27 protein-coding genes are annotated in these 23,035 nt (G+C 66.5%); 7 read left to right on the top strand and 20 right to left on the bottom strand.

Annotation, left to right across the window (positions count from 1 at the left end):
- Positions 1–9: 9 nt before the first annotated feature.
- The 10 genes from AB0N75_RS11090 to gluQRS all read right to left on the bottom strand — a co-directional run bounded on the left by AB0N75_RS11090 (position 10) and on the right by gluQRS (position 9,981).
- Entirely contained in the window at positions 10–978 is a 969-nt protein-coding gene (locus AB0N75_RS11090; protein WP_364649335.1) for an asparaginase, read from the bottom strand.
- A gap of 260 nt (positions 979–1,238) precedes the next feature.
- Positions 1,239–1,424, bottom strand: a complete 186-nt coding sequence (locus AB0N75_RS11085) for a hypothetical protein (RefSeq protein WP_364649332.1) — start codon at positions 1,422–1,424, stop codon at positions 1,239–1,241.
- A gap of 96 nt (positions 1,425–1,520) precedes the next feature.
- Positions 1,521–2,696 carry a zinc-dependent alcohol dehydrogenase gene (locus AB0N75_RS11080; protein WP_364649329.1) on the bottom strand — a complete coding sequence of 392 codons (1,176 nt, stop codon included), beginning with the start codon at positions 2,694–2,696 and terminating at the stop codon, positions 1,521–1,523.
- A gap of 396 nt (positions 2,697–3,092) precedes the next feature.
- A complete protein-coding gene (locus tag AB0N75_RS11075; RefSeq protein ID WP_364649326.1) occupies positions 3,093–3,707 on the bottom strand; it encodes a TetR/AcrR family transcriptional regulator in 615 nt (204 codons plus the stop codon).
- 90 nt (positions 3,708–3,797) lie between these two features.
- Positions 3,798–4,982, bottom strand: coding sequence for an FAD/NAD(P)-binding oxidoreductase (locus AB0N75_RS11070; RefSeq protein ID WP_364649323.1), 1,185 nt, complete (start codon positions 4,980–4,982; stop codon positions 3,798–3,800).
- Complete coding sequence (locus tag AB0N75_RS11065) at positions 4,979–5,173, bottom strand: ferredoxin (protein WP_364649320.1); 195 nt, start codon at positions 5,171–5,173, stop codon at positions 4,979–4,981. The genes AB0N75_RS11070 and AB0N75_RS11065 overlap by 4 nt, the downstream gene beginning before the upstream one ends.
- The gene (locus tag AB0N75_RS11060) at positions 5,170–6,342 is read right to left on the bottom strand and encodes a cytochrome P450 (protein ID WP_364649317.1); all 1,173 of its coding nucleotides are present in this window, start codon (positions 6,340–6,342) and stop codon (positions 5,170–5,172) included. Before AB0N75_RS11060 ends, AB0N75_RS11065 begins: the two co-directional genes overlap by 4 nt.
- Positions 6,343–6,749: 407 nt before the next feature.
- Positions 6,750–8,021, bottom strand: coding sequence for an MFS transporter (locus tag AB0N75_RS11055; RefSeq protein ID WP_364649314.1), 1,272 nt, complete (start codon positions 8,019–8,021; stop codon positions 6,750–6,752).
- Between the two features lie 153 nt (positions 8,022–8,174).
- Positions 8,175–8,981, bottom strand: coding sequence for an SGNH/GDSL hydrolase family protein (locus AB0N75_RS11050; protein ID WP_364649311.1), 807 nt, complete (start codon positions 8,979–8,981; stop codon positions 8,175–8,177).
- Between the two features lie 67 nt (positions 8,982–9,048).
- Positions 9,049–9,981 (bottom strand): tRNA glutamyl-Q(34) synthetase GluQRS, encoded by a 933-nt coding sequence (gene gluQRS, locus AB0N75_RS11045; RefSeq protein WP_364649308.1) that lies wholly within the window; start codon positions 9,979–9,981, stop codon positions 9,049–9,051.
- Between the two features lie 153 nt (positions 9,982–10,134).
- Here gluQRS and AB0N75_RS11040 point away from each other — a divergent pair, with 153 nt between their 5' ends.
- A complete protein-coding gene (locus AB0N75_RS11040; protein ID WP_364649305.1) occupies positions 10,135–10,995 on the top strand; it encodes an SDR family oxidoreductase in 861 nt (286 codons plus the stop codon).
- Between the two features lie 94 nt (positions 10,996–11,089).
- Here AB0N75_RS11040 and AB0N75_RS11035 read toward each other — a convergent pair whose 3' ends face one another.
- The 3 genes from AB0N75_RS11035 to AB0N75_RS11025 form a co-directional block, all read right to left on the bottom strand.
- Positions 11,090–11,935: a CoA ester lyase gene (locus tag AB0N75_RS11035; protein ID WP_364649302.1), complete on the bottom strand. Its 846-nt coding sequence runs from the start codon at positions 11,933–11,935 to the stop codon at positions 11,090–11,092.
- An 89-nt stretch (positions 11,936–12,024) separates the two neighbouring features.
- Positions 12,025–12,504 carry a VTT domain-containing protein gene (locus AB0N75_RS11030; protein WP_364649299.1) on the bottom strand — a complete coding sequence of 160 codons (480 nt, stop codon included), beginning with the start codon at positions 12,502–12,504 and terminating at the stop codon, positions 12,025–12,027.
- 16 nt (positions 12,505–12,520) lie between these two features.
- Positions 12,521–12,673, bottom strand: a complete 153-nt coding sequence (locus AB0N75_RS11025) for a hypothetical protein (RefSeq protein WP_364649296.1) — start codon at positions 12,671–12,673, stop codon at positions 12,521–12,523.
- 139 nt (positions 12,674–12,812) lie between these two features.
- Between AB0N75_RS11025 and AB0N75_RS11020 the strand changes: the two genes are divergently transcribed.
- Positions 12,813–13,247, top strand: coding sequence for a helix-turn-helix domain-containing protein (locus tag AB0N75_RS11020; protein ID WP_364649293.1), 435 nt, complete (start codon positions 12,813–12,815; stop codon positions 13,245–13,247).
- A 134-nt stretch (positions 13,248–13,381) separates the two neighbouring features.
- On the top strand, positions 13,382–14,215 hold the full coding sequence (locus AB0N75_RS11015) for an aldo/keto reductase (RefSeq protein ID WP_364649290.1): 834 nt from the start codon (positions 13,382–13,384) through the stop codon (positions 14,213–14,215).
- Between the two features lie 113 nt (positions 14,216–14,328).
- Here the strand turns inward: AB0N75_RS11015 and AB0N75_RS11010 are convergent, their stop codons facing one another.
- On the bottom strand, positions 14,329–15,708 hold the full coding sequence (locus tag AB0N75_RS11010) for an MFS transporter (RefSeq protein ID WP_364649287.1): 1,380 nt from the start codon (positions 15,706–15,708) through the stop codon (positions 14,329–14,331).
- A 192-nt stretch (positions 15,709–15,900) separates the two neighbouring features.
- Here AB0N75_RS11010 and AB0N75_RS11005 point away from each other — a divergent pair, with 192 nt between their 5' ends.
- Complete coding sequence (locus AB0N75_RS11005) at positions 15,901–16,386, top strand: MarR family winged helix-turn-helix transcriptional regulator (RefSeq protein ID WP_364649284.1); 486 nt, start codon at positions 15,901–15,903, stop codon at positions 16,384–16,386.
- A 190-nt stretch (positions 16,387–16,576) separates the two neighbouring features.
- A complete protein-coding gene (locus AB0N75_RS11000) occupies positions 16,577–16,870 on the top strand; it encodes a hypothetical protein (protein ID WP_364649281.1) in 294 nt (97 codons plus the stop codon).
- Positions 16,871–16,981: 111 nt separating this feature from the next.
- Here AB0N75_RS11000 and AB0N75_RS10995 read toward each other — a convergent pair whose 3' ends face one another.
- The 3 genes from AB0N75_RS10995 to AB0N75_RS10985 form a co-directional block, all read right to left on the bottom strand.
- Complete coding sequence (locus AB0N75_RS10995) at positions 16,982–17,170, bottom strand: hypothetical protein (protein ID WP_364649278.1); 189 nt, start codon at positions 17,168–17,170, stop codon at positions 16,982–16,984.
- Complete coding sequence (locus AB0N75_RS10990) at positions 17,167–18,138, bottom strand: lantibiotic dehydratase C-terminal domain-containing protein (RefSeq protein ID WP_364649275.1); 972 nt, start codon at positions 18,136–18,138, stop codon at positions 17,167–17,169. Before AB0N75_RS10990 ends, AB0N75_RS10995 begins: the two co-directional genes overlap by 4 nt.
- Before the next feature lie 100 nt (positions 18,139–18,238).
- Positions 18,239–18,388: a hypothetical protein gene (locus AB0N75_RS10985; RefSeq protein WP_364649272.1), complete on the bottom strand. Its 150-nt coding sequence runs from the start codon at positions 18,386–18,388 to the stop codon at positions 18,239–18,241.
- A 405-nt stretch (positions 18,389–18,793) separates the two neighbouring features.
- Here AB0N75_RS10985 and AB0N75_RS10980 point away from each other — a divergent pair, with 405 nt between their 5' ends.
- On the top strand, positions 18,794–19,768 hold the full coding sequence (locus tag AB0N75_RS10980) for a helix-turn-helix transcriptional regulator (RefSeq protein WP_364649269.1): 975 nt from the start codon (positions 18,794–18,796) through the stop codon (positions 19,766–19,768).
- 66 nt (positions 19,769–19,834) lie between these two features.
- On the top strand, positions 19,835–21,124 hold the full coding sequence (locus AB0N75_RS10975; RefSeq protein WP_364649267.1) for a PLP-dependent aminotransferase family protein: 1,290 nt from the start codon (positions 19,835–19,837) through the stop codon (positions 21,122–21,124).
- On the opposite strand, the gene AB0N75_RS10970 is transcribed toward AB0N75_RS10975, so the two are convergent.
- From AB0N75_RS10970 to rraA, 3 genes are read right to left on the bottom strand one after another with little or no spacing between them, the layout of a single operon-like run.
- On the bottom strand, positions 21,102–21,329 hold the full coding sequence (locus tag AB0N75_RS10970) for a hypothetical protein (RefSeq protein ID WP_364649263.1): 228 nt from the start codon (positions 21,327–21,329) through the stop codon (positions 21,102–21,104). The genes AB0N75_RS10975 and AB0N75_RS10970 overlap by 23 nt on opposite strands.
- Before the next feature lie 44 nt (positions 21,330–21,373).
- Positions 21,374–22,414, bottom strand: coding sequence for a serine hydrolase domain-containing protein (locus tag AB0N75_RS10965; protein WP_364649260.1), 1,041 nt, complete (start codon positions 22,412–22,414; stop codon positions 21,374–21,376).
- Between the two features lie 20 nt (positions 22,415–22,434).
- On the bottom strand, positions 22,435–22,950 hold the full coding sequence (gene rraA / locus AB0N75_RS10960) for a ribonuclease E activity regulator RraA (RefSeq protein WP_364649257.1): 516 nt from the start codon (positions 22,948–22,950) through the stop codon (positions 22,435–22,437).
- Positions 22,951–23,035 lie beyond the last annotated feature (85 nt).

The raw sequence follows: 23,035 nt of genomic DNA, 5'->3' as shown, positions 1-23,035 counted from the left end.
TGGATGTTCTTAGAGGTAGGTTCCGAACACTGCCGGGAATTCATCTCGCGGTTTGCCGTAGGAAAGCAGGACGGCGGTGAGGATGCGCGCCTGGAAGGGGTTGAGGTCCATCGAGGGGATGGCCCCGGCCGCGACCAAATCGATACCGCCGCCATCTCCATAGGTCGGGACCACGGGTCCCCACTGAGCGCGAGTGCTGAGCACGACGATGCAGCCATCCCCCGTCGCCCGCTTGACGGCCTCGGCGAACCCCGGCCCGGCGTTGCCTACCCCCGTACCGGCCAGCACGACGGCGCGGCTCCCGAGCTGCACGGCGTAGTCCAACAGGTCCGGCGTCGCGCCGGGGTAGGCGGTGATGATCTCCACCCGGGTTGTATCGAACCCGGTCGACGGCATCGGCAACGGAGGGTAGCGACGGGGCGTGGCTGTCACTACCAGTTGGCCGCCTGCCATGTGCGCCACTTCCGTGCCGCCGCCGAATGCGCTGCCGGCCGTGGTGTGTACCTTGCGGGCACCCCGTGCGGAGCGGACTGTTCCGTTAAAGCAGACGAGCGCTCCGGCCCCGCGCAAATGCTCGTCGGCTGCTGCACGGACCGCCTCGGCGACGTTGCGTGGTCCATCGGCGTCGGGACTATCGGCAGTCCGTTGGGCACCGGTGACCACCACCGGCTTGGGCGAAGCATGCACGAGGTCGAGCAGGAAAGCCGTTTCCTCCAGTGTGTCCGTTCCATGGGTGACCACCACGCCGTCGGTATCTGGATCCGCGAGGGCCTGCCCGGCCGCCTCGGCGATCCGGCGCAGGTCTGCCAGATCCAGCCGGTAGCTGCCGATGGTTAGTACGTCGCTGGCGCGGACGGAGATGTCGCCGTACTGCGTATCGGCCAGCGCGGACGAGGCGTCGCTAGCGACAGCTCCCCGCGCGCCTTGGCTGCGCGAGGCGATAGTACCGCCGGTGCCCAGCAATTGGATACGGGCCACCGCGCGCCTCCTTCTTGAGCGAGGGGCCGGCTCCGAAGGGTCGGGCTATCTTTCAAAAGCAAGCTGCAACGGCTCCAGAATATGACTCCAATGACACCAAGAAAAGACAAAGCGGCATTCAACGCGGCGGATCCGGGTTCACCACCGGTCTGCTACAGCATAGGAACCCTGCTCTTCGGGCGGTCACAGCGTCAACCCCGGACACGATTGAAGCCCCGCAGGGTGACCGCGGGGCTTCAATCGTTAATCAAGGTACTCGGCTACAACGTCCGGTCGCTGGTCGGCTCGTCGGCTGGGGACTGATCCAGGAAAGCCTTCACTTCGGAGTCATCAGACTTCGTCCAGGTCTCGCCCTTGGCGTCCTGGTCTTCCCGGCGGGTCTCCGGAGCGCGCTCGTTTTCCCTCCTGAAGCGCCAACCGAAATCCCTGTTCGAGGAGTAGCACATCACAAACCTCCTTCACCTCGACCTTTTAATCGTCCTCCGGTCAGTGGCGGAAGCCAAGGGCCCGACGCCGGCCCGTGGCCGTCGCGAGTGCCAGGATTACGGCTTAAGCACCGCCTTGATGCAGCCGTCCTGCTTCTTCTGGAACATCTCGTACATCGCCGGGGCCTCGTTCAGGGGCGCGGTGTGCGTCTTGAGGTCGAGGACGCCGAGCGGGTCTGAAGGGTCGTCGACCAGCGGCAGCAGATCGTCGATCCAGGACTTCACGTTGCACTGGCCCATCCGCAGCTGGAGCTGCTTGTCGAACATCGTGAGCATCGGCAAGGGATCCTTCATACCGCCGTATACCCCGCTGATCGAGATCGTGCCGCCGCGACGTACGGCGTCGATGGCGGTGTACAAAGCGTCAAGCTTGTCCACCCCTGCCGTCTCCATCGCCTTTCGTCCCAGCGGGGAGGGCAGCAGCCCCACCGCTTTGTGTGCCAGGCCCGCCACGTGTGAATCGTGGGCCTCCATTCCGACCGCGTCCACCACGGAGTCAGGGCCGCGGCCGTCCGTGAGGTCCTTCAGCCGCTCGGCGACGTCGCCGGAAGAGTCCAGCGTCTCAACGCCGTGTCGCTCGGCCATGGCGCGTCGCTCGGCGACCGGGTCAACCGCGAGCACGCGGTAGCCCAGATGCCGGCCGATCCGGGCGGACATCTGGCCGATCGGGCCCAGGCCCAGCACGGCCAGGGAGCCGCCCTCCGGGGGCGCAGCATACTGCACGGCCTGCCAAGCGGTGGGCACAACGTCGGACAGGAAGAGGTAGCGCTCGTCCTCACCCGTGTTAGGGACCTTGATAGGACCATAATCCGCATGGGGAACGCGCAGGTACTCGGCCTGCCCGCCGGGCACCGAGCCATAGAGGCGGGAATAGCCCAGGAAACCCGCGCCGCTGTTGTACTCCCGGACCTGGGTGGTCTCACACTGCGATTGCAGTCCCTGCTTACACATGAAGCAATGGCCGCAAGAGACGTTGAAAGGGATGACAACGCGGTCGCCGGCCTTGATATGCGTGACGGCGGAACCGACTTCCTCGACGATCCCCATAGGCTCGTGACCAATGATGTCGCCCTTGTCCATGAACGGGCCGAGCACCTCATACAGGTGCAGGTCGGAACCGCAGATGGCTGTCGAGGTGATGCGGACGATCGCGTCCGTGGGTTCTTGGATCCGGGGATCCGGAACCTCCTCGACGCTCACCGAGCGCTTTCCCTGCCATGTCAGTGCCTTCATCTGTCCTCCTTTTCAGGGCCGCCGGCAGGACGCCGCTATCGGCCCTCGGCCGCGGTCGACGCCCGGCCGGGCTGTGTCTCGTCCCCGCAGGTGCGCCGCGGCGGTCATTGTGTCTGGATGAACTGAAGAGGAAAGGTTCCCCCTCCTCGTCGGTTGCTTCAGCGCCGGTCAGCCGTTGCTGTCCTTTCATTTCGCCTTCAGCCTTACCCTAAGCACAGACGAAAATAGTAAGCAAGCTGTCTATGGCGACATGCGGAGCGGCTGCCCTGCCCGCGCCCCGCTACCCGTCGCCCTTGGCAGAAGGCTGGCGCCTCAACTAAATAGACGACTGTAGATGCGTATGCGCATGACCGCGAAGTCGTGTCGGTTTCGTGCCCGAAGCGACGCCGCGCGGGCTCAGTCTTCGTCGCAGAGCAGGTGGTACCAGCTTTCGGCGAGCACCCCGAGTGCTTCATCGCGGTTCGGATCGAACCTGCGGCTGGTCCACAGCGTGGAGATGTAGTTGAGCTGCGTGAAGGCGAGCATTCCCCGGACGTGGTGCGTCTCCTCCGAGAACCGCCCGGCCAACTGCATCCCGCGGATCAGGTCGGAGATGACTTCCTCGCGCCAGTCCTTGAGCAGTGCCCGCACCTCCCGGTCGACCGCGGCAGCCTCATCGAGCACGTCAAGATAGGGGCGGAAGTCCGGCCAAAGCGCAGCGCGCGACTCGAGCCAGTCGAGGATGCCCGAGAGCTTGCCCGCACGCACCACGTCCACAAGTTCCGGGGCGGTGGAAGCGAGGCCAGGCCCGTTCTCGCGGTCCAGTACGGCATTGACGCGTGCCATGAAGTCCCGCATCAGGTCGTAGCGCGAGGGGTAGTACGCGTAGAACGTCACCCTGGTTGTACCGGCTGCGGCTGCGATCTCGTCGATCGTCGTCGCGGCGTAGCCCTTTTCGGTGAAGAGTTTGAGCGCCCGTTCCACGATCCTGTCGCGGGTCAGCTGTTTTTGAGCTTCTCGCAGCGACGGCATGAGGCAATCCTATCGGTGGCGCAAGGACCCCTTGGGCAGGAAGAGCGACGCCTCGGCGGCGGCAGCCGTGCTGAAAGTTGCGGCACCGGCTCACAGCTTGGCCGGCGCTGCCGGCCGCAGGGCCGCCGGTCCAGCATTGGCGAGCCGCCGCAGTTTCGGGATGGGGATGCGGTAGTTGATCGCCGCGGCGGTGCCGGACCCGTCCGCGTTCTCCCAGTGCAGCAGCATCGAGTCCATCTCGCCGCCTGACTCCTGGTAGTCCGGCATCCCGGCGACCGGTGTGAAACCGACCGACTTCAGCGACAGTCCGAATCCCTCGGTCCAGAAGTACGGTTGGAAGTCGAGCTCGGGCGCGGCGTCGCCCCTGAGCAGGCCGGCGGCCGCGGTCTTGGCCTGGTCGATCGCGCTCGTCCACAACGGCACCCGTGCTAGCCCGTGGCGGGTGGGGAAAAACGCCACGTCTCCGGCGGCGACAATGTCCGGCCGGAGACGGCCGCGTGAATCGACGCGCAAAGCCCCGTCAACGAGGAGATCCGAGCCCGCCAGCCAGTCGATGTTCGGCACGTCTCCGATGGCCGAGACGACAAGATCCGCTTCCAGCTGGTTGCCGTCGGCCAGCGCGACCCGCGTCCCGCCGTCGGAGCCGATAAGGCGGGCCCTTCCGCCGTTGACCACCCGCAGTCCGCGCCGGGCGGCGGCAGAAGTGAAGACCCCGGACAGGAAGTCGCCGAGTTGACGCGAGAGGGGGTCCGCGTCTGAGACGAGGGTGACCTGGCAACCGACGTGCAGCAAACCCGAGGCGACCTCCATGCCCAGGGGCCCGCCGCCAACCACGACAACCGAGGGACGACCCGCGACATGCTGCTTGAGGGCCATCGCGTCCTCGATGGTGCGCAGCATGATTTCCCGGGGGGTGCCGTCAAGCCGCGGTTCCGCGGCGAGACGCTTGGCGCGGGAGCCGGAGGCGATGACCAAGCCGTCGTACGGCAGTTCATCGCCTCCGTCGAGCCGAATGAGCTTCGCGTCCGGGTCGATGCCTGCGGCACTCACGCCGAGCAACTCGATCGCTTCGTGGGTCGGCGCGGGCAGCTCGTGGGATTGCAGCCCGTCGTCGCCGTGCAGCAGCGCCTTCGACAGAGCCGGGCGGCTGTACGGTTGGTGGGGCTCGCTACCGACGACGGTCAGTTCACCGTCGAAGCCATTCGAACGCAGGGAGTCGCAAGCGGTGAGTCCGGCTATGCCGTTGCCAACGACGACGATCCGGCGCATCGTCATTTGCCTGCCAACCGAAGCGCGGCAACCGGGCAAACACGGACCGCCGCTTTCGCTGCATTCAGCTCCGCCCCGTCCACCTCGGGGACATCGATCACGAGTTCGCCGTCGTCGTCGAGGTGCATCAGCGTCGGTGCGGCTTCCTCGCAGAGCCCGTGCCCCTCGCAGCGGGGACGGTCGAGCTCGATCCTCATACTGCCACCACCCTGACGACCTCGAGCTTCTCGTGACTGCGCGTGATGTTGCTCGGCACCCGGACCTCATCCCCGGTCTCCAGGACCTTCGCCCGGCGGGCGAGGGCTTCGATGATCGCGTGTGCCTCAAGCTTCGCCAAGCCTTGACCGGCGCAGCCGTGCGGCCCGTAGCCGAAGGTGAGGTGGTCTACCGGATTGCGGGTCACGTCGAAGACGTCAGGGTTCTCATAGTGCCGCGGATCTCGGTTACCGGCACCGAACAGGATGCCCAGCTGGGCTCCTGCGGGAACGGTAGCGCCGTCGATCTCGACGTCGCGGGTCGCCGTACGGCCCCAGATGTGGATCGGGGGCCAGTAGCGCAGCACCTCGGCGAAGGCTGCCGAAACGAGCTCCGGGTTCTCACGCACGAGTTGAAGCTGTTCGGGATGGCGGCCGAAGAGCGCAACGATATTGCCGATGGAGGCGATCGTGGTGTCGACTCCGGCTCCAAGGTACTGGTGGATGATGTGCCCGGCAGACCCCTCGGGAATGTCGCCGCGGGTCTCGGCGTCGAAGATGCCGCGCCCAATCGAGCCCGGCACGAGGTCGTCGGCGGTGACCGAGGCGCACCAGCCGTAAAGCTCTCCGGCAATCGGGAAGCTCTCCTGGGTGCGGTGGTTCATCGGGCCCAAGACCTGCATGGCGGCCTGCCCCCAACGCAGCATGTTGTCCTTCACATGGCCGCTGAAGCCGATGAGGTCGGCGACGATCTCAAGCGGGAAGGCGCGAGCCAGGGAGTCAACGGCCTCAAAGCTGCCGCTGGCCACGAGCTCTGCAACGAGCTTGTCCGCCTTCTCATCGATGGTGACCTTCAGGCCGCGCAGGGCGCGTGGCGTGAGATTCGCTGACAGCGTCGCACGCAGCTGAGTGTGCAGTGGCGGGTCGGAGGCAAGCGAGGTGCCCTGCAGCGCTTCGTTCACCATCGGGTTGAAACCAAGGTTGGTGGATGAGAACGTTTCCGGATCTCCGAGGGCGTCGCGAATGATGTCATAACGGGTCAGGACATACAGGTCGTTCTTCGGCAGGTGCACGACGCCGGCCTGCTCGCGCAGCGCGGCGTACGTGGGGTAAGGGTCGACAAGGACGTCGTCATTCCAAATATCGATGTCTGATTCGAGAGGTGCGGTCACTGTGTTCTCCTCGGGGAATGTCAGGCGGGTGGCGTGAAGTCGGCGCGGCTCAGATGGCCGCTTCGGCGCTCTCCTACGGCGCCACCGGCAGGGCACCCGGCGCGGGCGGCGCCTCAACGTTGAGGCGTCCATGACAGTGTGACCGGAAACTTTACAACGTGTCAAGCAAATGTATGATCTGGGTCATATATGGACGCTTCGTAATGCCTTGTGGGTCCGTAATTGCCGGCCGGCGTGGCGGGTGGCGAGCACAGCCAAGGTCACCGCGGCCGAGGCACGGCGGGGGCTCGCCGAGACCATTACGTTCGAGGTCGTTGACTAAACCCAGTCCTCTTCTCCGACCACGAGTAGTGGCGTCACGCAACCACCCGCCGCCGTCATTCTGCCTGGCCGTGGGGCCGCCCTGATCAGCGCACGCCCTTGATCTTGACCACGAAGACCGCACCCAGCAGCCCGATCACGGCGGACAGGGCGAACAGCGCGGTGTAGCCGCCGAGGTAGAGCACGGTGGGGGCGGCGATCAGCGGGGCAATGACTTGCGGCGAGGAGGCAGCGATGTTGATGACGCCCATGTCCTTGCCGCGGTCAGCAGCGCTGGGCAGAACCTCCGTCAGCAGGGCGAAGTCCACGGCTAGGAACATGCCGAAGCCCGCCCCGAGGACCATCGCAGCCACGATCACCGTCGGCCACGCAGGAGCAACGGCCACAATGACGGAGGCAGTCGCGATGGTCACCGAGGACGCGATCACGAACGGCTTGCGCCGTCCCACCCGGTCGCTCAGCGGTCCGCCGAGCAAGGCCATCAGCACCACCGTGGCGGCATAGATACCGGTCAGCAGGAGCACGCCGGCGGCGGGGTTCGGATGTCCCACGGCGTCCTGCAGGAAGAAAAACAGGTAGAGGGTGAAGATGTTGTTGCCCAGGTTGACCAGGAACCGGGTTAGCCATGCCCAGCCGAAATCCGGATGCTTGGCAGGGGAAATCCAAAAGCTCTTGAGGAACCTTGACCAAGCGAAGGACTGGCGGTCTTTCTTATCCAGCGGCGTATCCCGGCCGGCAATCACGAACGGGACGATGCTGGCCAGCAGGAAGATGGCGCAGTAGATGTAACCGGCGGCAAAGCCGCCGGCCACGTTTGCCAACACGGCGCCCATCACGATGCCCAGCGTCTGCCCGATGGCGGCCAATCCGCCGATCTGGCCGCGCTGCCGCCGGGGCACACGGTCCGGGATGCTGGCGGTGACGGCCGCGTAGGCACCGTTGCATCCGGCCTGCACCAGGCACCAGCCGATCACCATCACGGCGATGTTGGGCGCGCCGGAAAGCAGCAGCAGTGCCGCGAAGCCCAGGACACCGCCGGCGAGCGCCCATGGCACCCGTCGTCCGAACCGGGACGTGGTGCGGTCGCTCAGCGCGCCGAAGATCGGATTCGCGACCAGCGACACGGCAGCGCCGAATCCGGTGGCCAGCGCGAGGACTGCTTCCTTATTCACCGCGTCGAAGGTCTGCGATTGCTGCGCCAGCAGGACCTGCAGCGGGCCGAAGAACGCCGCGTTGATGCCGAGGTTGGTGAGCACGACGGCGGTCACCCAGCCGGCACGGACCTTGGCGACGGGTTCCTGGAACGCCGCCGGAACAGCGAGCGCCGGCACCGGCTCGCGCGGTTCCTGGACTGTCATGGCGGCAGCCTCCCTACCCGACGATGCGGCATCGCCGCAGGCCTCTTTCGTGGCAACAGCGTACAACCGCTGCCGAATAAGCCGGCACAACCATTCCGTTTATGTCTGCGTGTTCGGCAAACGGCGGGTCTGGAGCGGCAACCGGGCGGTTCTTCAGCCAGCCGGGGCGGCAGAACGCTGCCTGGCGAGCTTCTTCAGACCGCGCGAGACGCGCACCGGCTCCGGCCAACGCGGCGGCAGATTGTCTCCCAAGGTGACGCCCTTGAACTTGCGCCCGAACATCGGGATCACCCACTCCTGCAGCCAATCGCGGTCGCGGCGGACCGCCTGCCGCCAACCGGCCGGCACCAGGGGCTCGGGCTGCTTCAGCCGGAGGGTGTGGTCGACGCCGAGGGCCTCGAGCACTCGGGCGGCCATGTATCTGTGCCCCAGCGGGGACATGTGCAGCCGGTCCGTGTCCCACATCCGGCGGTCCTGGTATCGCTCGAACGCCCAGTGGTCCACCAGCACGGCATCGTAGCGGCGGGACATTTCCCGGACTGCCTCGTTGAACGTCCAGTTGCGCCGCCGCATCGGTTCCAGCACCGGCGGCAACATCACCTCGAACCCGGTGAAAAGGATCAGCCGCGCGCCGGTCTCGGACAGCTGTCTGATGGCCGATTCGTATTCCGCCAGCAGCTCGGGCATGCTCCGCTTGAACTCCAAGATGTCATTGCCGCCCGCGTAGAAGGAGACCAGCGTGGGCTGCATGGCGATGGCCGGTTCCAACTGGTCGGCAATGATCTGGTGCAGCCGCTTGCTGCGTACCGCAAGGTTGGCGTAGCGGAACTCCGGGTCCTGCCTGCCCAGTTGCTTGGCCACCCGGTCAGCCCAACCGCGGACCCCGTTCGGGAAGTTCGGGTTGTAGTCCCCGACCCCCTCGGTAAAACTGTCGCCCAACGCCACGAAGAGTCCGCCCACGCCCTCACGCTAGCGCGGACGGGGAAAGCCCGGGCAAACTCCGCGTGAAGGTCGAGGTGCGGAAAAGTCAGCCGCGGGAGAGTGCCACCTGCGGCGGGTCGAAGATCCACGGCTGAAGCGGGAGCGCCTTTGGCCGGAAGTCGGCGGCCAACCGGTCCAGCGGCACGTCCGGCAGGCCCAGTGACTCCAGCAGCATGCCGCGCACGGCGGCCGAGTTGAACCCGACCATCGCCAGTGCCCCCAGCGTCACCGCACCATCTCGCTTGGCCAGGCGCCGCCGTCGTTCATTCAGAACCAGCGGCACGTGCGCGTATTCCACCGGCGGCAACTCCAGCAGCTGGGCAAGATACGCCTGCCGCGGTGCGGAGGACAGCAGATCGTCGCCGCGCACCACCTGGTCAACGCCCTGGGCCGCATCATCCACCACCACCGCGAGGTTGTAGGCGGGCACACCGTCATTTCGCCGCAGCACAAAGTCGTCCACCAAACCGGTGTAGTCCCCGTGCAGCCGGTCGGCGACCGTGTAGCTGGCGGTGTCCGCGCGCAGCCGCAGCGCGGCGGGCCGGCCCTGGCGGCGCTCCTCGCGTTCGGCGTCGGTCAGGTTGCGGCAGGTCCCCGGGTAGGCGCCTTCCGGGGCGTGCGGAGCGCTGGGCGCTTCCGCAATTTCCCGCCGGGTGCAGAAGCATTCGTAGACCAGACCGGCCCCGGCCAGCTGCTCGAGGGCCCGCTGGTAGATCGGCCCGCGGTCGGTCTGCCGCACCACCTCGCCGTCCCAGTCGAGTCCGATGGCGGCCAGGTCTTCGAGCTGCTGGGCCTCAAAGCCGGCGCGGGCCCGGTCCAGATCCTCGACCCGGATGAGGAAGCGGCGTCCACTGCTGCGCGCGAAGAGCCAGGCCAGCATCGCGGTGCGCAGGTTGCCGATGTGCAGTTCACCGGAGGGGCTGGGCGCGAACCTGCCGGCGGACGCCGGCGGACCGGCGGGACTCTGGACTGCTGGCACGTCCCCACGTTAGCAGGACGGTAGCGGGCCGCAGGCGGCCGGCCGCCGGGCAGCAAGGTCGGGCCGGTGGCAGGGCCCGGCCGGGTGGCAGGGAACAGCCGCGGTCGGCCACCTCGCCTGCCGGGTGGTGCCGCGGGCTAATATGCTGTACCCATGAGCGCACCCGACTCCCCTGCGGCAACCCCGATTGCCATCACCGGATCCACTGGCCAAGTGGGCGGGCTGGTGGCCAGCTTGCTGGCGGAGCAGAACCTGCCGCTTCGGCTGATCCTGCGCGATCCCTCCCGAGCGCCGCAACTGCCGGGAACGACGACGGCGCGCGCCGGGCACGGTGACAAGGCCGCCGCGACCGCGGCGCTGGAGGGCATCGAGACCCTGTTCATGGTCTCCGCGGCCGAAGCCGAGGACAGGCTTCAGCAGCACTTCACCTTCATCGACGCCGCTATCGACGCGGGCGTGGAACACATCGTCTACACCTCGTTCATCGGCGCGGCCGAGGACGCCACCTTCACGCTGGCACGCGACCACTTCGCCACCGAGGAGAAACTTCGCGGGTCCGGCCTGAAGCACACGCTGCTGCGCAACAACCTCTACGCAGACATCCTGCCGCTCTTCGCCGACGAGGCCGGCGTGATCCGAGGGCCGGCAGGCGAGGGAAAAGCCGGGTTTGTGGCGCGCGCAGACGTGGCCCGGGCGGCCGCGGCCATCTTGGCCGAACCGATGCCGCACGCCGGCTTCACCTACGAGCTGACCGGTCCGGAATCGGTGACCCTGGCCGAAGCGGCAGCGGCCATCGCGGAGGCAACCGGCCGTCCGACGTCGTTCCTCGACGAAACGCTGGAGGAGGCGTACGCCAGCCGCGCGCCCTACGGCGCCCCGGACTGGCAGGTGGACGCCTGGGTCAGCACCTATACGGCGATCGCCGCCGGGGAGCTGGACCGGGTGACCCACGACGTGGACCTGCTGACCGGACGTCCGGCGCTGAGCCTGCGCGAGCTGTTCGCCCGGGACTGACCCGAAGCAAGTACCCCCGCGGTACTGCGGGCCGACGCCGTCGGAGGCACCGCCGTCGGGCGGCCCGAAGCCGGGCAGGGCCGAGCCTAGCGCTTTACGCGTTCCAGAGGCCGTAGGAATCCGCCAGCGAGGAGATCTTCTCGGCGCGGGCCAGGCGCGGCAGGTAGGATCCGTCGCCCACCACGGCGCCGGCCGCGTGCGCGTCCAGCAGCTCGTGCGCCCACTTGATCTCCGAGTCGCTGGGCGAGAGCCCCTGGTTGATGGTGTCCGCGGCATCGGTGAGCAGGCAGAGCTTGCCGGTCATGCCCATGGACGCGGTCACCTTGCAGGCCTCGAGCAGTTCCTCGCCGAGTGCGCCCACGGTGGGGCCGTCGATCGGGCCGGGCAGCTGGCCCACCCGGGAGGCGACCACCAGCCGGGAGCGGGCGTAGGCCAGCGCCATCGGTGAATCGCTGGCGCCGGTGTCACGGCGGAAGTCACCCACGCCGAAGGCCAGCCGGAAGGTGCCCGGCGCGCGGGCGATGTCCGTGGCGTTCTCGATGCCGATGGCGGACTCGATCAGGGCGAGGACCGGGGTGCCGGCCTGCAGCCGCATGGCGGTGTGCGTGACCTGCTCGGGCTTCTCCGTCATGGCCAGCATGACGCCACGTAGGCCCGGCGCCTTGGACAGGGCGGCCAGATCGTCGGCCCAGTATTCGGTTTCGATGCCGTTCACGCGGACCCAGGCAGTCATGCCGGTGGACAGCGCCTCCACCACGCGTTCGCGGGCCTCGGCCTTGCCCGCGGCGGGTACGGCGTCTTCCATGTCGAAAATGACCGAGTCCGCTTCAGAGGCGAGCGCCGGGCCGAAATTCGCTTTGTCCGCAGCGGAGGCCAGCAGCCAGGAGCGGGAAAGTTTGGCGGGGAGGGCAGCGGCACGACGGTTTCTGAAAGCGGGCATACCCCTAGCCTAATGTTTCCGCCGCCGGAGCCACCAACGGCCGGATGATTACCGGCTGAGGCGTCTGCCACGTGGTCGGCGCCGGCGCATCAGGCTGAGGCCTGGTCCCGCCGCCGACGACGCCGGGCCAGCACGATTCCCACTGCCACCGCGACGGCCAGCAGCACCACGACGCCGATCCCCGCCGGGGAGCCGGCGGTCGCGGCCAGCCAGGCTTCCAGCGCCGCCAGTCCGACGGTGGCGTAGAGTAACGCCCACAACACCGAGCCGATCACCACGGCTGGCAGATATCGGCGCAGCGGCATCCGCCCCAGCCCCGCCGTGGCATTGACCGCGGTCTGGATGCCCACGGTGAGGAAACAGAGCGCGACGGCGGGGGCTCCCCAGCGCGCGATGACAGCCTCCGCCCGGCGCATCGGCTGCGAATCCAGTTGGCGCGCCAAGCGGGTGTGCCGGCCGCCGGCGGCCACGGCCCGGCCGGCCCAATACGTGGCGTTGGCGCGCAGCATCACAATGCCAAACAAGATGAGCACCGAAAGCCCGAACGGGAGGCTGGCAATCTGCTCCATCAGGCCGCAGGCTCCACTACGCTCCGCTGCTTCCCGGCGCAGTGGCCCCGGCACCTTCCGCCTCGCGGTGCAGGAAGGCAGCGGCAGCTGTCCGGCTCAGCGAGCGCGTCTGCCGCACGGTGTCCTCCTGCGGGTGGGGGCGGATGGCGGCATGGGGAGGCTCTGCCATGTAGGCGGTGATGCTAGGAGCACCTAACGTTACCGCCCGAAGGAATGTCAACGTCTCCTGAAGTGCGCGCCAGATTCTGACGACGACGGCGGCGCGCATCTTCCGCCGTCAGGCGGGGGAAGTGACCTACGCTTGGTTCATGGCCCAGCTGACGCCCCGCACCGCCGACGCCCTTCCCGCTGCCCAGGCGCAGCGGCTGCAGCGCGCGCTCGACGAAAGCGCCGATGTCACCGTGTTCGTGAACGGCACGGCGGTGAAGCTGCCGGCCCAGGCGGCGGACGCCGTCGTCGACATGCTGCGGAGGTTTGCCCACGGCGACGCGGTGATGGTCAGCTCCTCGGTGGAACTGCTGAACACTTCGCAGGCGGCGGAGGTTGCCGGGGTCTCGCTGACCTATATGCGGCGCTTGACCGACGCCGGCACCATTCCGGTCCAGTACCGCGGGACGCACCGGCGGATCCGGCTCTCCGATGTGCTGGCCTGGCTGGAGACCCGCACCGCGGCTCCGGACGCGGGTACACCGGAATCGGCGCCGGAGGCAGCCGACGGCTCAACCGCGCCCTCCCGCCGGTAGGACCGCTCGGCTCTCTTAAGACGTTCCGACGCGGGCGGCCGCCGCCGGGGTGCACAGCGCACGCGATCGCGCTTAGGCTGGGTGCCACTGGCCCGGAGGTCGGGCCGGAAGGACAACCAGAGGAGACTCTCATCGTGGCCGACCTGCTTGCTCCGCTCGTGACCCTGCGCAATGGGGCCAAAATGCCGTTGCTTGGGCTGGGAACCTGGCCGCTGGACAATGCCGAAGTTGCCCGGACGGTCGAAACCGCCCTCGGGCAGGGCTACCGGCTGATCGACACGGCGGAGAACTACCAGAACGAAGAGGGCGTGGCCGAAGGCTTGCGGCGCAGCGGACTGGACCGGTCCGACGTCTTCATCACCACCAAGTTCAACAAGGAGTGGCACAGCATCGACGGCGCGCGGGCGGCTTTCGAGGCCAGCGCCCGGCGGCTGGGCGTTGACTACGTGGACTTGCTGCTGATCCACTGGCCGAATCCCGCGCAAGACCGCTACGTGGAGGCGTTCCAGGGACTGGCCCGGCTGCTGGCTGACGGGAGCGTGCGGGCGATCGGCACGTCCAACTTCAAGCCCGCGCACTTGCAGCGACTGTTCGACGCCGGCCTGGTGCCCGAGGTCAACCAGATCCAGTTGGACCCGCGGCACACCCGCAGCGACTTGGTGGAGATCCACCGCGGACACGGCATCGTGACGGAATCATGGAGTCCGCTGGGCAAGGGCGGGGACTTGCTCAGCGAACCGGCAGTGAGGGCTCTGGCCGAAAAGTACGGCAAGAGCCCTGCCCAAGTAGTGCTGCGCTGGCACACCCAGTTGGGGCACGTACCCATCCCCAAGTCTGCGCACCCGGAACGGCTGGCCGAGAACTTCGCAATCTTCGACTTCATGATGGAGGCCGCGGAGTTGGACCAATTGTCCGCGCTGGACCGCGGTACCAAGGACATTGCCGACGCCGACGTCTTCGGACATTAGGCAGCCCGCTTCCGCCGCCTGCCGCCATTCGCCTGCCGCCGGAACGGTTCTGTCCGGACGCGCAGCGGGCGCCCCTCCGGTCGGAGGAGCGCCCGCAACGGCAGCGTCGGGTCCTAGCGGCTTTCGACCAGGGCTTCCGACTGGGCGGCTTCTGGCTGGGTGACTTCCGACTGGGTGGCGGCGGCCGGAGCCACCAGCGACGCCGGCTTGCGCAGCACCAGCAGGGCAACGGCACCCAGCACCAGCGGCAGCACAAACACAAAGTAGATGTTGCCCGGGATCCAGCCGGCATCCACCAGCGCTCCGGCCAGGATCGGCGAGATGATCCCGCCGCACCGGCCGATGCCGCCGATCAGGCCCACCGCGGTGGCGCGCACCGCGGCGTCGTAGTAGACCGGGCCAATGGTGAACATACCGGCAATGGACGCATTAGTGAGCATGCCCAGCAACACCGCTCCCATCAGCGCCGGATTCAGCGTGTCGGCCAGCAGGGCAAAGACGGCGAAGGATACCGCCGCCAAGACGAAGAAGACGGCCAGCGTGCGCTTGAGCGGGAACCGGGCGCCGGCCCAGGCGAAGACCATTGCACCGATAATCGCGCCGACGCTGAACAGCACGCCAGCGGTGATGCCCTGGTTGGCCGAATATCCGGATTCGGTCAGGAGGCGTGGGGTCCAGGAGTTGGCGAAGTAGAAGCTGCCCATGATCATCATGAAGGCGAAGGCCAGCAGCACGGTCTTCTTGGCCTGGCCGTTGGCGAAGACCGCCACCAGATTGTTCTTGGGACGCCCGCTGGCGACCGGAGCGCCAGGAAGGGCGTCCAATTCGGGCTGCTCCAGCCGGACCAGGACCTTGTTGATCTCCGCCAGTGCGTTCGCCGGCCGCGTGGCATTGAGGTAGTCGATGGACTCGGGCAGCCACTTGAGCACAATGGGGAGCATGGCCAGCGTGATCACGCCGCCGAAAATGAACCCTGCGTGCCATTCGAAGTAGGTCAGGAGCGCGGCCACGATGATGCCGCCAAGCACGCCGCCGATTGGCTGACCGGCGGCGTAGATGCTCACTGCCGTGGCCCGTCGCCGGGCATTGGCGTATTCGGCCACCATCACATTCAGACTGGTCTGCATGGTTCCCACCGCGATGCCGGTGAGGATGCGCAGCACCAACAGAACTTCGTAGTTCGGAGCCAATGCGGAGGCGAACATGCCAAGCGTGATCAGCGAAGTGGACAGGATGATGGTCTTCCGCCGGCCGATCTTGTCCGCGATCTGCGCCACGAAGATCGCGCCGATGGTCATTCCGGCCAGCGCGGAGCTGAGCAGGATGCCCAGGTCCGACCCACTCAGCCCCCAGGCTTCGGTGATCGCCGTCGCGCTGAAGGCCATGACCAGGACGTCGTAGCCGTCAATGAAGTTCAGGGCCAGACAGATGGCAACAATGCCAACCTGCGCCTTCGTCATCGGAGACGCTTCGATGCGTGCCTTGATGTCCATGCTGCCTACTTCTCTTCTGGATCTGGTGCCAAGGGCGCCTGCTTCGAACTCCGACGGCGGTGTGAGGCTTCGCTGCGCCCCGCACCGACCGAACGTTCGGAAACTTCGTCCGTATACGGAGGGTTACACTACTCGGCCTCCGGCACGGATCACAATTTGACCTTCGTCACAGATTAAGCAATTGATGTAGTCGTGAACGTGTCCCCCGCCACCGAGGTGCCTGCCGGCAGTGCGCCGGAATCTGAGCCGGAGCGCTACCGCAGCTTCCAGCTCCGGCGCGCCCTGCAGTTCCACGGCACCCTGTGGCAGCGGGAAGTGTCCGCCGAGGTGTCTTCGGTGGCCTACGGAGTGCTGCTGGTGCTGCGGCACGCACCCGGCATCGGGCAACGCGAATTGGGCCAGCTTGCACAGCTGGACAAGTCCACCCTGGCCGAGCTGCTGAAACGCCTGGAGCTGTTGGGCCTGATCAGCACCTGCCGCGACGAAGCCGACCGGCGGCGCAAGTGCGTGACTCTGGAGGACGCCGGCGCGAGCCTGCTCCACGAATTGATGCCCGGCGCCCTGCGCGTCAACGAACTGCTGGCGGAAGGGCTGGATCCGGCGGAAGCGACACAGCTGGATGCGCTGCTGGACAAGCTGCTGGCCTCACCCGCAGCCGGAACCGACGCCGGCGGCTGACGTGCGCTGTACTTCTTCCGCGTCCCTGGCTTCAGCCATCGTTGCTGTCGCCCTGCTTCTCGTCGGATGCAGCGGACCTGCCGGGCCGCTTCCCGGGCCGGGCAACCATATGTACAGCGGGACGCCGCCGGGTTCAGTCCCCGAGCTACGGGAGCCCGACCCCCTAACAGATCCCGAATCCACCATCCAGATGGTTCTCCTCGAGGGCGGCACCGAATTCGCCGTCGTCACTTATGGGTCGTCGTCGTGCCCGGTGGTCAGCACCGGCAGTACGGTCTTGTCGCCCAACCACGTCGCCATCGACGCCGTCGACACCTATGACGATCCACGCTCACCGTCCTGCACGGACGATCTTGCGCCCATGACACACGTTTTCGACATCCCGCCGGACGTCGACCGCCGAAAGCCGCTGACCATATCCATCCTGGGCCAGGACCGGCGGCTTTCCTGGAACGAGGCCAGTCCCGCAGTCCCACAAAAGTAGGATCCCGCGCAAAAAACGGATCAGGCCGGAGCGTTGGGGGGGGAGGCTCCGGCCTGATCCTATGGGGGGAGGATGGCTTGGTGGCCGACGGAATGCCGGCGGGGTTTTCTCTTATTGCCAGGCCTGGTCTGCCCACGCGGCATCACGCAGGTAATTGCTGCCGGTGAGATTCCAGAGATCGTCATCCTGACCGTGCGCACCCAGTACGCCGATCTGGTCCAAATCAGATGATGCTCTTTCGTTCGGGACTTCCGGCACCCTGGATTCGGGTCCGGTCGACGAGAAACCGAACGGGCTCATTTTGTCCTCTTTTCCAACAGTGAGGATTCGACCTCAGGCGACCATGCTCGGGCATAGACACCCAGTGCGGCTTCCTCCCAGGTAGTGAAACCCAGCCGGTTCATCAACAGGTGGGCCTGGCAGAACGTCAGTTGCTGGGCACTGCGGCTCACGCGGGCCCGATCCGCCCGGTAGAGATACGAGTCAAGCGTCCTGATCCAGCGACGGCGCCAGTTCTGTACGCTGCTCTCGTCCGCGGTGGCTGCCATCAACCGGTGCATGGGCGCCGTGCGCGCGACCAAACCGGCGGTGAGGCTGTGCCGGGCCTTCGGTGCCGAGCGGCCCAACTCGGCGGTGGAAACCCTCAGGTGGTTGTCCCAGCAGTACTCCCAGGAAAGCCGGCTGCGGTCCGGCCACTGCTGCGCCTTCGGCCCGTACATCATGGCCCAGGCTGCATCGCAGAGGAGCAGCGAGGCCAACGCCGACCGGCCTTGCGACTTGCTGAAGCGCTGCGTGGCCCACATGGCCAACTCGGACGAAAGTTCGAACACCTCCTCCGCCAGCTCCAACCCGTCGGCACCGCCGAAACGGTCCAGGTCGGCTTCCGGAACGGGGACAACTGCGTCGCCCGGGGAAGTCTGGATGGAGTCCTCGCTGCCGGAGGGCAAAACGAAGTTCTCCTGGGTGGTCACATCGGGGAGGATATCGAGGACCCGGTCCCGGGCCGCCAGCTCAAACCTTTGGAGGCTGTCAAGGATTGGACGGCGGCCCAGGAACCGGACCTTCAGGTGAGGCCCCATCTGGTCGGCACTGTGGCTGAAGTACCAGCGGCCCACGCCTTCGCGGCGAGCGTGGGCGACCAGCGGCGTAACCAGTTCTCCTATGACGGCGTCGACTACGTCCTGCCTACCCGTGTAAATAGACAGAACCCACCAGTACGGTTTGACGTTCACCGAACTTGTCGGGCGGATGGCTGTCAGCTGGCTCATGCGCTTCTCCTGGTTCGATGTTCTGGTGGTTTTGGGGAGGGATAGCCGGCGTCGTCCTGGTTACGGATTCAGCGCAGTGCCGATGAGATGGGGCGGCTTTTTACCAGTCCCAGATAAGGGCGGAAGTAGAAACTGTCTTTGCTGACTGGGGAACCGGACCTAGATCGGCGGCTACTGCCGGGGTGGCCGCGGAGACCGCCCCCAATGCAACCAGCAGCCCTGCCGCGATGCTTGCGATCTTCTTGAACATGTCATTCCCTTCACATGGCTTCGGTTCGTACGGTGGCTAATCCAGCCGAACTGTTCGGCCCGACAACTCCAAGAGTTCCGTGCCAGCGCTCCGCCTGTCCAGCCAATCCACTTGCAACATCCGGACATGCCCTGATCGTGCCTCGGGGCTTGCGGTGACAGGTTCCGGACAGGCCACAGACAGCGCTCTTCTCCGCTTGAAACCGGGGAATTCAGGTGGTTAGACGGTTGGCCAGACAAACACCGCGAGCGGGTGGCATAATGTGGCCATGGCAGCAAGTAGCAGCCTTCGGACAGCGCAGGATTAGCCCAAGAAGTGCCCTAGACTGGCCCAAGAGCCGCCGAACAGCGGCTGAAATTGCAAGCCCTGCGTGATACATAAATGGATCAACCGGAGGAGCGCCCCATGCTGAGCGGGACGGCATTCGAGGTCTACGAATTCGCTGTGGCCCATCCCGGCTGGACCAAGGAAACCGCATCCACGGCCCTTGGCTACACCATCCGCGACCTCAACATTGCCATCGGGGAGCTGGTCAGCCGGCAGTTGCTGCAGCAGCCGGCACCGGACGTGGAGTCCTATGTTGCCATTTCCCCCGACGTCGCACTCTCGCAGTTGGTGGACTCCGACGAGCGGCTCCTGATCGACCTGCGCACCAAGATCAGCGGACACCGCGCCGATATGGCCGCCCTGGTCCCCACCTATCTTGCGGCCCGCAAGCGCGTCTCGCTCGATTCCTCCGTCGAGGTCCTCGAGGACCCCTCTGTGATCCGCAAGCTGCTGGTGGATTACGGCCGCGACGTCGCCGAGCAGGTGCTCATCAGCCAGCCCGGCTCTGGCTCCTCGGCCGACGTCCATGAAGAGGGCATCCAGAAGGACCTCGAACTGCTCGAACGAGGCGTAGTCCGCAAGAACATCAGCCACGCCAGCACCTTGGACCACGTGCCGACGCGCAAAGCGGTCGCCGCGATCTCCCCGGCCGGAGGCGAGTACCGCACACTCCCCTACGTGCCGCTGAAGATCATGATCTTCGACCGGAACCTCGCCCTGATCGGACGCCAACTGCACCCGGAAGACCGCGGCGCTCTGGTGGTTCGCGACTTCAACCTCATCCAGGTCTTCATCAACCTGTTCCATGTGGCATGGGAGCTGGCGGATCCCTACGTGCTCGACGGGCAGGACGGCGACGCGTCCGCCCTCAACGGCATCCAGCATTCCATCCTCAACGCGATGGCAGCCGGGTACTCCGACGAGGTCATCGCCCGGAGGCTGGACATCAGCGTCCGCACCTGCAGGCGGCACATCGCCTGGATGCTTGAACAGCTTGGCGCGGACAGCCGTTTCCAGGCCGCGCTGAAGGCCCGGGACGCCGGCTGGCTCTGAGCCGAAGCAGCACTAATAGAAAACTTCTGTTTCCTGTTCCGTAACATGTCGCGGTATCCTGTGTGAGTGACTTCACAGGATGCAGACCTCGCGGCCCTGCCAGCCGAAACGGAAGTGGCGCTGGAACGTGCGACGGCGGCGCACCGGCACCAACATCTCTTCTCGCAGCGGTCGGCCAACATCAAGCAATCGGCCGTCCGCGACGTCTTCGACATCTCGATGCGGCCCGGCCTGGTCTCGCTGGCAGGCGGCAACCCTTACCTGCAGTCCCTGCCGCTGGAGAAGATCGCCGGCATGGCGCAGCGTCTGATCGCCGAGCATGGGATGGCCGCCCTCCAGTACGGCGGCGGACAGGGCACCGAAGAGCTTCGCCGCGCGATCTGCGGCGTGATGGAGCACGAAGGCATCACCGGCGCAGACCCGGCGAACGTGGTGATCACCGCCGGTTCCCAGTCGGCCCAGGATGTGGCCGCCAAAGTCTTCTGCAATCCTGGTGACGTGGTGCTCTGCGAGAACCCGACCTATGTGGGGGCGCTCAACACTTTCGAGGCCTATGAGGTCCAGGTGGAACCGGTCGCCATGGACGAGCACGGCCTCATCCCGTCAGAACTCCAGCGCCGCATCGAAGAGTTGCAGGGCGAAGGCCGCAGCATCAAGTTCCTGTACACGATTCCCAGCTTCAACAATCCATCCGGCATCACCCTGGCCTCCGAGCGCCGGCAGCACGTCGTGGAGATCTGCCGCGAGGCAGGAATTCTGGTGCTCGAGGACAACCCGTACGGGCTGCTGCGCTTCGACGGCCAACCGCTGAGGCCGCTGCGTGCCGACAACCCCGACGACGTGATCTATTTGGGCTCGTTCTCCAAGATTCTGGCGCCGGGCCTTCGGATCGGCTGGGCGTTGCTGCCCGACCACCTGCAGCGGAGCTTCTACCTGGCCAATGAGGCGGTCACCCTGTGTCCGCCCACGCTGAACCAGATGCTGATCACCACGTATTTGGCCGAGCATGACTGGTTGGACCAGATCGATACCTACCGTCAGCTGTACGCCGAGCGCTGCTCGGCCATGCTGGGCGCCTTGAAGGAGTTCATGCCGGACGGTGCCAGCTGGACCGAGCCGGAGGGCGGATTCTTTGTCTGGGTGACCCTGCCGGAGGGCGTGGACACCTACCCGCTGCTCTATGACGCGATCGATGCCGGCGTGGTCTTCATCCCCGGGGCCGCATTCAGCCCCTCGGACGAGCCGTCGAACCAGCTTCGGCTGGCCTTCAGCGCCGTGCCCGAGGAGGCCATCCGCGAGGGCGTGCGAAGGCTTGCCCCGGTCCTCGAGAAGGCTATGGCCGGCGCCGGTTCTTGATGTAGCGGTAGTACGCGTAGCGGCCGGCGAAGTACAGCCCGATCACGATGATGATGCGCAGGATCGGATGTAGGCCGGGAACCAGCCAGATCATCACATAGCTGAGCAGGAAGACGGCAGCCATGGCCCACAGCGTGCCCTTCCAGTCGATCCTTGGCACCCCTGAGTCATTGCCTCGCTGACCCGAGGGCCTGTTGTTACTCATGCGCCCAGTCTTTCACAGCGTGTGCGGCGGCGCGGCCGGCAGGCTCACTGGACCAGCGCGTGGATCCGGCGCAGCGGACCCCAGACTCCGTCCTCCGCGTTGGAGACCATCGCCAGGGTCAAGTCGTGGTCCGGGAAATACTCGACGATGGCGCTGGCTCCGGTATTGATGCCGTCCTTGGACAGCGACCGCAGGCGTCCGCCGATGGACCGGAATTCGACCCCGAACCCGTATTCCAGGAGCTGGTCGCCGTTCTCGTGGTGCTTTACCTGGGGCGTCAGTAAGGCTTCCGTGGTTGCGGGCGAAAGCAGCCGTCCGGCCCTGACCGCGTCCAGGAAAACCACCAGATCACGTGCGGTGGCATAGGCTCCCCCGTCGGGGGAGCCGATCGGCGGGTAGCTGTAGATGTTCGACCGCCAGCCGCTCCCGTCAGCGGCGGGCTCCCAGCCCTCGGCCACATCCGGGACCGCCTGGCGCATGTCGAAGAATCCTCCCGTCATCCCTGTGGGGGCAAAGATGTTTTCGACGACGTAGTCCCGGTAGCTGCCTCCGGTCGCCTTTTCCAGGGCCAAGCCCGCCAGGATGTAGCCGACGTTGCAGTAACGGCAGCCCTTGCCAGGCGGGAAGTTGGGCGTTTTGTGGACAAACTGCGGCAGGAAATCTCCGGTCTCCGTCACCGAGTAATTGGGCCGCTCGTGCCAGAGCGCCTCATAGGATTCGCCCGCTTCCTCGTCCGCGTCGTCGGCAATGCCCGAGGTGTGGGTCAGCAACTGCTTCAGCGTGACGTCGGCCGGAACCTGCGTGCCAACCAGGTCCACGTGGTCGTGGATCAGCCCATCCAGGCTCAGCGTCCCGGCGTCGACCTGCTGCAGCACGGCCACGGCAGTGAACAGCTTGGTCACGGACGCGACGTCGAACCGGGTCTCCGTGCTGACCGGCACGTTCCAGCGCCGGGTGGCCACGCCGTAGGCCTCATCCAGCAGGACCTGCCCACCTTGGCGGACGTGGATGGCCCCGGAAAAGTCTTCCGCTGCCGCGCTCTGCATGATCCCGGCGGCAACCTCGGCGTCGAAAGAAGCAGTCATGGGGCGACTGTACCGTGCGGTCAGCCGTCGACGAGGACGCCGTCCAGATCGGCGTGGACCGTGGCTCCGGGCCGGAAGACCACTCCCCCGATCTCGACCGGCACGTCCGATTCGCCGCTGCCCTGTTTGGCGCTTTTGCGGGGGTTGCTGCCGAGGGCCTTCACGCCGAGCGGCAACTGTGCCAGGGCAGCCCGGTCCCGGACCGCTCCGTTGATGATCACGCCGGACCAACCGTTGGCCACGGCGGCGGCGGCGATCAGGTCCCCCATCAGCGCCGTCTCCAGCGATCCTCCGCCATCGACAACCAGCACCGCGCCGTCCCCCCGGGAGTTGAGCACTGACTTCACCAGGCCGTTGTCCTGAAAGCACCTGATGGTTCGGACCGGTCCGCTGAACGCATCCCGGCCGCCGAAGTTGCCGAACTGGAGCGCCACCGAGGCCAGCTCGTCACCGCGCTCGTCGTACAGGTCGGCGGTGGGCGTCACCGCGGGTTCGACGGCGGTGCTTGCCTTGGCATTGCCTGCTGGATTGGTCACGTGATGGTGCTCCTCCTCGCCACACGGTGATCCTAGCAAGCGCGGTGCGAGCGGGCATCAAGGCGCCGCGGCGAAACAGCTCGCC

Source organism: Arthrobacter sp. NPDC089319 (assembly GCF_040684925.1).
In the GTDB taxonomy this organism is placed as follows: Bacteria; Actinomycetota; Actinomycetes; order Actinomycetales; family Micrococcaceae; genus Crystallibacter.
Note: the sequence above shows the minus strand (reverse complement) of the source record. Positions and strands in the feature narration are given on the sequence as shown.